The 6,057-nt window shown below is 33.9% G+C and carries 4 protein-coding genes, 3 tRNA genes and 1 rRNA gene; 3 read left to right on the forward strand and 5 right to left on the reverse strand.

Features of this window, described 5'->3' with window-relative positions; all coding sequences use genetic code 11:
- The first annotated feature begins 344 nt into the window (after positions 1-344).
- On the forward strand, positions 345-602 hold the full coding sequence (locus ACLTBU_RS16865) for a stalk domain-containing protein (RefSeq protein ID WP_412220153.1): 258 nt from the start codon (positions 345-347) through the stop codon (positions 600-602).
- Positions 603-1,291: 689 nt separating this feature from the next.
- Here ACLTBU_RS16865 and ACLTBU_RS16870 read toward each other — a convergent pair.
- The gene (locus ACLTBU_RS16870; protein WP_412220154.1) at positions 1,292-2,131 is read right to left on the reverse strand and encodes a phosphatase PAP2 family protein; all 840 of its coding nucleotides are present in this window, start codon (positions 2,129-2,131) and stop codon (positions 1,292-1,294) included.
- 710 nt (positions 2,132-2,841) lie between these two features.
- Between ACLTBU_RS16870 and ACLTBU_RS16875 the strand changes: the two genes are divergently transcribed.
- Positions 2,842-4,155 (forward strand): alkaline phosphatase family protein, encoded by a 1,314-nt coding sequence (locus ACLTBU_RS16875; protein WP_412220155.1) that lies wholly within the window; start codon positions 2,842-2,844, stop codon positions 4,153-4,155.
- Positions 4,152-5,438 (forward strand): MFS transporter, encoded by a 1,287-nt coding sequence (locus ACLTBU_RS16880; RefSeq protein ID WP_412220158.1) that lies wholly within the window; start codon positions 4,152-4,154, stop codon positions 5,436-5,438. Before ACLTBU_RS16875 ends, ACLTBU_RS16880 begins: the two co-directional genes overlap by 4 nt.
- A 93-nt stretch (positions 5,439-5,531) precedes the next feature.
- On the opposite strand, the gene ACLTBU_RS16885 is transcribed toward ACLTBU_RS16880, so the two are convergent.
- The 4 genes from ACLTBU_RS16885 to rrf all read right to left on the reverse strand — a co-directional run bounded on the left by ACLTBU_RS16885 (position 5,532) and on the right by rrf (position 5,920).
- A tRNA-Gly gene (locus ACLTBU_RS16885) sits at positions 5,532-5,604 on the reverse strand.
- 6 nt (positions 5,605-5,610) lie between these two features.
- A tRNA-Lys gene (locus tag ACLTBU_RS16890) sits at positions 5,611-5,683 on the reverse strand.
- A 39-nt stretch (positions 5,684-5,722) separates the two neighbouring features.
- Positions 5,723-5,797, reverse strand: a tRNA-Pro gene (locus ACLTBU_RS16895).
- A 5-nt stretch (positions 5,798-5,802) separates the two neighbouring features.
- A 5S ribosomal RNA gene (gene rrf, locus ACLTBU_RS16900) occupies positions 5,803-5,920 on the reverse strand.
- Positions 5,921-6,057: the final 137 nt, after the last annotated feature.

The following is a 6,057-nucleotide window of genomic DNA, read 5'->3' on the forward strand; positions in this document are numbered from 1 at the left end:
AAAAGTTTGTCTCTTGACATTTTGTACTGTTAAGTAGTACTGACTTGTCACTTAATGTGACTTTATGAATCGACTGGTTTAATGGTTACTATTTTATTTTCAAAGTTCATTTCTTCTTATTTATCAAGGCCTTAGCCGTGTGTGTCAGTGGTGCTGTACCCTGCTGACTTGTATTATTATGCACCATAACCTTTCATAAGTCAATAGCTTTTTTTATTTTTTATTACTTTTTATTTCATCTTTCATTTTTTACCTTTTATAGACACAATTCTTCTCCTTTTATATAATGAACTTATATCAAGCTTCATATCACTTCCCTATTATTTTCTTGAAAAGTGCCTACAATGTATTTTTCCTTAAAGCTAATAAAAATATACTTAACTGTACCTATCTTTTTACTTATAGTTCTATTTGCTCTCCCTACTTCTGCTTCTACATTACCTGTGCTTCTAGAGCAAAACACAACTCTAGTCCCCTTACGTTTTCTGAGTGAAACTCTTGGTTATACTTTAAACTTTACAGGAAATAAAAATCCTATTACCCTAACTAAATGCATCTGTCCCCTACAGTTTACAGTAATTAGTAATATATTGGCTATATAATGGTACGCCTATTGCCTTCCTCCTCACTTTAAAGAAAATTAATGGTACATATTACTGGGTTCGGGAATAAGCTTACTGCTACCAATGTGGTCCTACTGGACAAATTCTAGGTTTGAGCTCCACTGAACTTAAAAGTTATTTTGCGGGTTCACTTAAAATTCCGAGTATTTCTAATTACATTGCCATATTAGGCCTAACACCCCATAAGAAGCTCCTCTTACTTTCCACTATGCTTTAAGTAGGACTCAAAAACCTTACTGCATTACATTAGGACAAGCACCACAAAAAGAGATGAATATTTTTGGTTTTAATTATACATACTCATTTACCCTCTCCCACCTTACAGAAAAGTTTGGTCCCCTATATCTATACAAGAAGTCTGCCACACTACTACTTCCTATCTTATAAAGATAGGCAATCATTATTTGAATGTTACCTTGAAAGATAGCCCATCACAGAATAAAGAAGTGTCTTTATATTATATTGATTAATATGCTTCTAATTATTTTCATGATTAGTGTATCTTGTCAACTTATTTAATTAATGTTATACTACATTTATCAAAACAAAGTCTTAAAATTGCCAAATTTTAAAGAACCTACTTTCGGGTATGGTTTATGTTGATGAAAAAAGAGCCAACTGACATGTCAGTTGGCTCTTTTTTCATTTCATCCTTTCAAATTGAGTATTTAATGTAAAAGCTTTTTAAATAAATAAGGTGCTCCTGCTATAAGCCATAAAACTAAAAGCGCATACTTAATCATACTTAGTATTAAATCACCTTGTAAAATAAACTTTAAGGCTAAGTAAATAAGTATTGCTCCGCCTAAACCTATTATAATTTTTAAAATCTGCTGTTTTAGTGTTCCTTTTGTTTCAAAATGAATATAGTTTTGTTCTAAATAACAACCTACAACAAATCCCCATAGGGCGCCTACAGATTTAAGTAAATCCTTTTCAATAGGTACAATAAGGAAAATAAACGCTAGTATACCTACACCTAGTACATGCCATCTAGTAAAGCCTGTTTCCTCATCATATAGTTTATCTGCAACCACTATTACAATAAGTCCAATAATAATACCTGCGATAACATCTACAGGCCAATGTACGCCTAAATAAAGTCTTGTAAAAGCAGTTAAAATAATCATAATTATTCCAAGTATATACATAGATCTATTTCTAAAAATCATCATAGCGCTTGCCCAAAAGCCCGTAGCATTTTGCGTATGCCCACTTGGAAAGGAATAACTTGTAGCAGTCTCAACTCTAAGTGGTGTTACAACACCTTTCTCAAATGGTCTTGGTGCCTTTATAAGATTTTTAATAATACCATTTACTACAGTACTGCATAATACAGCCCATCCTATACGGACTGTTTTTTTCTTATCACTACACCAATATAAGATAGATAATACAATGACTAGTGGTAGACTCTCTGCTAGTGCTGTTATAGCTTCCATAATAGAAGTTAAAAATGAATTTCTTATATTTTGTAATGCTTGTAAGATAGCAATTTCCCAGTTCATATCCTGCTCCTATTCTCTAATTCTTTAATATATAACGTATAGTAAGACTTCTAAAAAATTCTAATATGGCACAACTTACATCTAGTATAATGCGAATCCTCTCATATGTTAAATACTTTCTTTTCTCTATTAGTAAGGAAGTCCCAATAACCTTCAATAAGAGATCCTACATACAACAAACTAATAAGTATTTCTATATTAATAAAACTCCTGTCAAAAAACATAATTCCTATACGTATTAATAGATTCAATCCTATTTGTGTTAAAGAAAAACTAAACTTAAGCTTATTACTTACCCCTATATAAGCACAACTAATCTTTTTTAAACTTTTTGTTCCATTTAATCCCCTCTCTTGTATTTGTTGTCAGTTTTTTATTTCGGCTTTAATCCTACAGATTCTACTTATACTACTATTATAAATTATTTAGCGGATTATGAAAGGAACAAAAATATGAATATGCTAGCAAATTTTGATCTTGATTTTGATACCATCCCTTTAGGAAACCTTTGGAATACATTAGCTGGTGAGGCCCCAAACTGCTATCAGTATGAAATGATTATAACCAAATTTCTTAGTCAAAAATAATCTCTTTTCCATTTAAGCATCTTCATATAGGTGCTTATTTTTACTTACTTCTAACAGAATTTTTATTTTATTTGCCCTATACTTGTCATATAATAAAAGAAAAGTCTTTAACGAGGTGATTCCATGTCTACTCCCCATCTACTTGTAGTTTCTCTTGATGCTGTATCTTCTAAAGACCTTACCTTACTCAAAACACTTCCCAACTTCTCAAAGTTCTTATCTCAAGGTGCTTTAATTGAAAGAGTACATAGTATTTCTCCTACACTTACTTATCCTGCACATACTACAATAGTAACAGGTAACTATCCTATCCATCATGGTATTATTAATAATACACTTTTAGAACCTAGCCATTCAAATCCTAACTGGTATTGGTATGCTAAAGCCATTAAAACTCCCACCTTATTTGACCTTGCCCATAAAAAAGGCCTTACCACCTGTTCCATTTTATGGCCTGTGACAGGATGTAGCCAAATTACTTACAATCTCCCTGAAATTTTTCCAACCAAAAAATGGCACCATCAACTTATTATGTCTGGTCTAGCTGGCTCACTAAATTATCAATTAGAAATTCTAAAAAAGTTTGGCCATTTAAGACAAGGTACTAAACAACCCTACTTAGATGATTTTGTCATGTCTGCTACAAAATATACGCTCCTCAAATATAAGCCCGATCTTATATGTGTGCATCTTACAGATGTAGATACACATCGCCATTACACAGGTTATTCTAGTGAATCAAGTATCCAAGCCCTTTATAGACATGACAAGCGACTTGGTGAAATTATTGAGACTTTAAAAGAAGCCCATCTTTATGACTCTACTCATCTTGTACTTCTTGGCGATCATGATCAACTTCCTGTACATAGCTTTATAAGACTTAATCAATACCTGCTAGAGAAAGGTTTTATTAGATGTAACAAGAAAGGTCGTATTCTATCTTACGATGCTATAGCTAAATCTTGTGATGGTAGTAGCTATATTTATCTTAAAGATAAACATAACCTTGAACTTATGAAGCAAATTCAGTCGTTACTTAATGATCTACAATCTCTACCTCCTTATCCTATTGAAAAATGTCTTTCTGGTAAAGAAGCTAGCAGTATGGGTGCAGACGATTTATGTGCTTTTATGTTAGAAGCAAAAGAGGGATATTATTTCATAGATGACCTATCTGGAGAACTTATTGAACCTGTTCATTCAGAAAATGTAGGTATCATGCCACACCATGTTCATTCAGCTCATGGTTATCTTACAAGTAAAGCTGACTATACCACATTCTTTATGGCATCTGGCCCTCTTATCAAACCTAACTTTATATTACCTGAAGGTGAACTTGTTAATCATGCTCCTCTTCTCGCTTATCTTCTAGGACTTGAATTTAAAAATATAGATGGCCATATGGAATGGAAATTATTAAATGAGGTGAATGCATGAAAAGTTTAAGCACACAAGAAAAAAGTTGGATTATGTATGATTGGGCTAACTCCGCCTACTCTATGACAATTACTTCTACTATTCTACCTATCTATTTTAAAATGGTAGCTTCTAATGGGAATATGTCTTCTAGTGACTCTACGGCTCTTTGGGGTTATACTATTTCTCTTTCTACTTTAGTTGTATCCTTACTTGCTCCTGTCCTTGGGACCATTGCAGACTATAAAGGTTTTAAAAAGAAGTTTTTTACAACGTTCTTCTCTATAGGTGTCATCAGTACTATAGCCTTAGCGCTTGCTCCTTCTGATAATCCCTATCTTTTACTTATTCTGTATGGTTTTTGCGTATTAGGCTTTTCAGGCGGCAATATCTTCTATGATGCTTTTCTAGTGGATGTCACTACCAATGATAGAATGGATAAAGTCTCTTCTTATGGCTTTGCTATGGGATATATCGGCAGTACTATTCCTTTTATAGGTTGCATGGCTATTGTACTTCTAACCCAGCAAGGCCTTTTACCTATTAGTCTAACTTTAGCATGTAAATTAACCTTCTTAATTACAGCCATCTGGTGGGGACTATTTACCTTTCCTCTCTTAAAGAATGTTAAACAAAATTATTATATTGAACGAGAACCCCATTCTATTTCTAATGCCTTTAAACGACTAGGTCATACATTTAAAGATATTAGAAACTATAAACCTATTTTTATCTTTCTCATTGCATACTTCTTCTATATTGATGGCGTAGATACGATTATAGGTATGTCTACCTCTTATGGAACTGACTTAGGGATTTCCATGAGTGCACTCCTAATTATTTTACTACTGACTCAATTTGTTGCCTTTCCTTTTACCATCCTATATGGCAAGCTTGCAAAGAAATGGGGTGCAAAAAAACTTCTCTATGTAGGTGTCATTACATATATCTGTATTTGTTGTTATGGATATTTCATAAAAGATGTATTAGATTTTTGGATTTTAGCTATGGCAGTAGGTTCAGCTCAAGGTGGTATTCAAGCTATCTCTAGATCTTATTTTGCTAAATTAGTTCCAAAAGAAAAATCTAATGAATTCTTTGGTTTCTATAATATCTTTGGCAAATTTGCTGCTATTATGGGGCCCTTCTTAGTTGCTGTTGTGACACAACTTACGGGTCGTACTAATAATGGGATTATCAGCCTTATCTTTTTATTTATTATAGGCTTTATTACACTTCTCTTTGTCCCTAATGTAGATTCTACTACTCTTAAGCCAGAACATATTTCTAACTTAGATACTTAAATAGAATATTAAAATGTCTCTTGAAAATAATTTATATAGAAAAAAGCTATAACACATTAGTGTTATAGCTTTTTTAGAATCATAAATAATAAAAGCGCGAGACGGGACTCGAACCCGCGACCCTCTCCTTGGCAAGGAGATGCTCTACCAACTGAGCCACTCGCGCAAAACATGAGCCACCGGAGGCTCGAACTCCGGACCACTTGATTAAAAGTCAAGTGCTCTACCAACTGAGCTAGTGACCCATATTCTGTTATGCTATTTCCTACGACTTAGGAAATAAATCGGGGTGACAGGACTCGAACCTGCGGCCTCCTGAACCCAAATCAGGCGCTCTAGCCAAACTGAGCCACACCCCGTTTAAAGTTGGCAACCACTTACTCTCCCAGGCCGTCTCCAGCCAAGTACCATCAGCCGCTTTAGTCTTAACCTACGTGTTCGGTATGGGAACGGGTGTTTCCCTAAAGCGCATCGTCACCAAAAATATTTGAGTATTTAATTAGTATTCCTAAAAGTATAATACTTATACTCTCAAAAACAAATACTGCAACAAGTTAACCTTGTTTTTAGGTCAAACCCTCGAACCGTTAGTATTGGTCAGCTACACATGTTACCATGC

This window comes from Zhenhengia sp., from assembly GCF_046966505.1.
GTDB classification, from domain to species: Bacteria; Bacillota; Clostridia; order Lachnospirales; family Cellulosilyticaceae; genus Zhenhengia; species Zhenhengia yiwuensis.